Raw genomic sequence first — 2,831 nt, 5'->3', positions numbered from 1 at the left:
ATCTTGGCCGACACGCCGTAGACACGCGCCGCATGGGCTTTGGAGAAAGCGCCTTCTATCACCGACAGCGCCATCTCCTCTCGACGCAGCGGTGTGAGACGGGCATTCTTATGGATGTTCATTCGGATCCTCCGATGGATGCTGAAGCGTGGTAACTCCAGTCTCCTCGGTCCGGTCCGAATGGACAACCTCCCGAAAGCTCACAGCTAGTTCGAAACGCCGTCGGCCAGACAAAATGAACCTCGACGCGACGGCCTCAGCGTCGAGTTTGATGTTGACCGGATCGACGCCATAGCTCTCCCACAACGCTCTGTATTGACGGATCAAGGTGACATCGTCAGCCGGGGCCCCCTTTGCCAACGAGGTAGTTAATCACCTGACAACGCGGACTAGGTCCTGCCGTTTCGCAGGTGACATGCTCATCGAGAAGTCTCTCGAAGAACGATGTGCGTACGGTGTCCGCATGCCGACGAAACCCACGCTGCGCATCACTCCAGGTTTATCGGGAGAGGCGACCGTGTGCGGCGAGGGCGAGCCCGAAAGGTCGAGGCGATGAAGCCATTGGCTCAATCATTCTCCCTGGCAAAGCCCTGGAACTTCTCGATGACTCTGACGTTGCGGGTGGCCACGGTTTACAGCCAACGAAGAGGAATATTTCTATGGGCAGCAAGAGCGACAAGGCCTCGGGTCTAGCTAACCAGGCGGTTGGAAAAGCCAAGGAAGGCGTTGGCAGAGCGTTAGGCAATGACAGGCTCAGGGACGGAGGCGAGGCGCAGGAAGCCAAGGGCAAAGTACAAAAGGCGGTCGGCGATGCAAAATCGGCTGTCAAGGACGCCACAAACAAGGTCGCGGCCAAGATCAACAAGAACCTCTGAGCTCCGGCTGCCGACCCGAGAGGCCGTCGGTGAGGAGCGGGCTGTTTGGACAAATGTCTTCCCCATCCAACCCCCGACGCGCGCATGATGCAAAAGCCGCTGATGCGCACCAGTCACCCTCGGCGACCCTGTTGGCGGCGATCCGTGAACGCAGATTTCGGCTTTATATCAGTGCGTTGTTTAGCTGTGCACAAGTGCTTTTGACTGTTGTGGTTGCCGACGAGTCCTGCAAGCTCGCCACATGATTTCCGCAGGCTTGGATGAGATCATGTTTGAGATGGTGGTCGGCACCATCCGCCACATGCCAGGCCCTTTCTCCGACAAGGTTAACCTCGTCGCCGAGCGCACTCAGGGCGTGGTCCTCTTCGAGCTTCGTGTCGATGGGGATCGACACCTCCAACGCATCGCCGCGCTAGCCTATCCGACCGGGGGCCTTGGACTGATGGCTCTCGACAAATTGGGGCAAGCGGTAATCTGCCATTTTGCGGGTCACGCTTTCGATGACTTCACCCAACCGTTGGTTCGCTGGTCCCTCCTCACCATGGCTGAGCAGGCTTCCGGCGACTGCCTCGGCGCGACACTTCTTCTGGTCGAAGCGCTCCGTTGCGAAGGACACTTTCTTTGCCAACCCTGCTGACAAAGATTCGGCTTGTTTAGGTCGTTGCCGCCCGGCAAAGATCGACAAGCTTTCTCGCGGCGCGCAAACGTCCCGGCCCCGGTGTCGTCGCGATTTTGAATATCACGCGGTCTTCGCGTGGGCTGCAATCTGGGTGCTTTTGCAGACGGGCTAGAAGCTTCGAGTCCAGCTTCGCGAGCTCGATGGCGATGGCTGCGGGGCCGGCGCCGATCCTGACGATGCCGGCGCCAGCGGCGGCTTGTTTCAACCGGGCCAACTCAATGAGCATGATCGTTTCTGGTGGCGGAGCGCCGAAACGGTCTTCCAATTCATCGGCGAAGGCATCGATCTCAGCTGCGCGCTCGAAGCGTTGCAGCCGGGAATAGAGGTTTAGTCTGACGGTGGCGTCGGGGACATAGTCCGATGGGAACGCGCCCGAAAATTCAAGGTTGATCGCGGGCTCCGATATCGATCTGTCGTCACCTCGCTCTTTCATATGTTCATCCAGACCGAGTTCATGAAATCGGGCGGCCGCTGTGAGCATGTTGTCTCGGACAACGGCTTCGATTGGACTGTGATGGGGTCCGCGATCGATGCACTTCCCGGTACGGATGAGGACGGGATCTACGATCCGCATCCGGCCCTGATCGGTGGCAAGCGCTACATCGTCTATTCAGGCATGCCACGGTTTACCAAGGTTCCGCAGCCCGACATCTATCTCGCGCGCAGCCAGTCGGATTCGTGGTTTGGGCCGTGGAAGCGGGTGGGCAAGATACTCGACCATACCGATTTGTCTCACCACAATTCGCGTGAGCATCCTGACTATGAATGGGGCATCGAGGGTGCGCAGCTTGTCGAGCTCCCGGGCGGGCGCATTCTTCTCAACGCGACATGCTTTCTCCCCGAAGGGCCACGCGGCAGCCGCCAGCGGGTCTTTTTCGCCCTCGCCGAGCATGTCGAGGGCCCTTACCGCACGGTCGGGCCGGTTCTTGACCCTGGAGAACCAGTTGAAAATGGTCACTCGACCGTAGTCATCGAGGGCACTCGGCTGGTCCTTTTCTACCAGAGTCGCAGGGCCGCGACAGGTCATCGCTGGCGGTACGGCGTCGCTAAATGCGACCTGGCAAGGCAGGCATGGTCCAACGTGGCTTGACGTTGGCCATCCACGCTGCAGCTAGCTTGGACGCGCGCCCTGATCGTGAAACCAAGCCGAAACCTACCTCACGTCGCCCGCTCTCCGCTGGCGTCGCTGATCTTGTCCCTGACGGCCTTTTCGGTTTCCGAGGCTGCGGTTTTGACGACGTCAGAAACTGTGTTGATGATCGAAGCAGGATCGGCGC

The 2,831-nt window shown here is 59.3% G+C and carries 5 protein-coding genes; 3 read left to right on the top strand and 2 right to left on the bottom strand.

The window, feature by feature from the left end; all coding sequences use genetic code 11:
- Window positions 1–122: leucine zipper domain-containing protein (locus tag EN808_RS27520; RefSeq protein WP_245474027.1), on the bottom strand; the 122-nt coding region annotated here is incomplete at its 3' end.
- 537 nt (window positions 123–659) lie between these two features.
- On the opposite strand from EN808_RS27520, the gene EN808_RS27515 reads away from it, so the two are divergent.
- Window positions 660–875, top strand: coding sequence for a CsbD family protein (locus EN808_RS27515; protein ID WP_135906996.1), 216 nt, complete (start codon window positions 660–662; stop codon window positions 873–875).
- Window positions 876–1,143: 268 nt separating this feature from the next.
- Window positions 1,144–1,512 carry a hypothetical protein gene (locus EN808_RS27510; protein ID WP_135906998.1) on the top strand — a complete coding sequence of 123 codons (369 nt, stop codon included), beginning with the start codon at window positions 1,144–1,146 and terminating at the stop codon, window positions 1,510–1,512.
- A gap of 16 nt (window positions 1,513–1,528) precedes the next feature.
- Here the strand turns inward: EN808_RS27510 and EN808_RS27505 are convergent, their stop codons facing one another.
- Window positions 1,529–1,987, bottom strand: coding sequence for a TRCF domain-containing protein (locus tag EN808_RS27505; RefSeq protein ID WP_167531278.1), 459 nt, complete (start codon window positions 1,985–1,987; stop codon window positions 1,529–1,531).
- On the opposite strand from EN808_RS27505, the gene EN808_RS27500 reads away from it, so the two are divergent.
- Window positions 1,988–2,644 carry a hypothetical protein gene (locus tag EN808_RS27500; protein ID WP_245521048.1) on the top strand — a complete coding sequence of 219 codons (657 nt, stop codon included), beginning with the start codon at window positions 1,988–1,990 and terminating at the stop codon, window positions 2,642–2,644. It abuts the gene before it with no gap.
- Window positions 2,645–2,831: the final 187 nt, after the last annotated feature.

This window comes from Mesorhizobium sp. M8A.F.Ca.ET.165.01.1.1, from assembly GCF_004792065.1.
Taxonomy (GTDB): domain Bacteria; phylum Pseudomonadota; class Alphaproteobacteria; order Rhizobiales; family Rhizobiaceae; genus Mesorhizobium.
The sequence above is the reverse complement of the archived record's forward strand: the minus strand, read 5'-3'. Positions and strand labels throughout refer to the sequence as shown.

Bases quoted from the DNA above. Each gene is read 5' to 3' on its own strand.
- EN808_RS27515 (WP_135906996.1), top strand. From the start codon at position 660: ATGGGCAGCAAGAGCGACAAGGCCTCGGGTCTAGCTAACCAGGCGGTT.
- EN808_RS27510 (WP_135906998.1), top strand. From the start codon at position 1,144: ATGTTTGAGATGGTGGTCGGCACCATCCGCCACATGCCAGGCCCTTTC.
- EN808_RS27505 (WP_167531278.1), bottom strand. From the start codon at position 1,987: ATGAAAGAGCGAGGTGACGACAGATCGATATCGGAGCCCGCGATCAAC.
- EN808_RS27500 (WP_245521048.1), top strand. From the start codon at position 1,988: ATGTTCATCCAGACCGAGTTCATGAAATCGGGCGGCCGCTGTGAGCAT.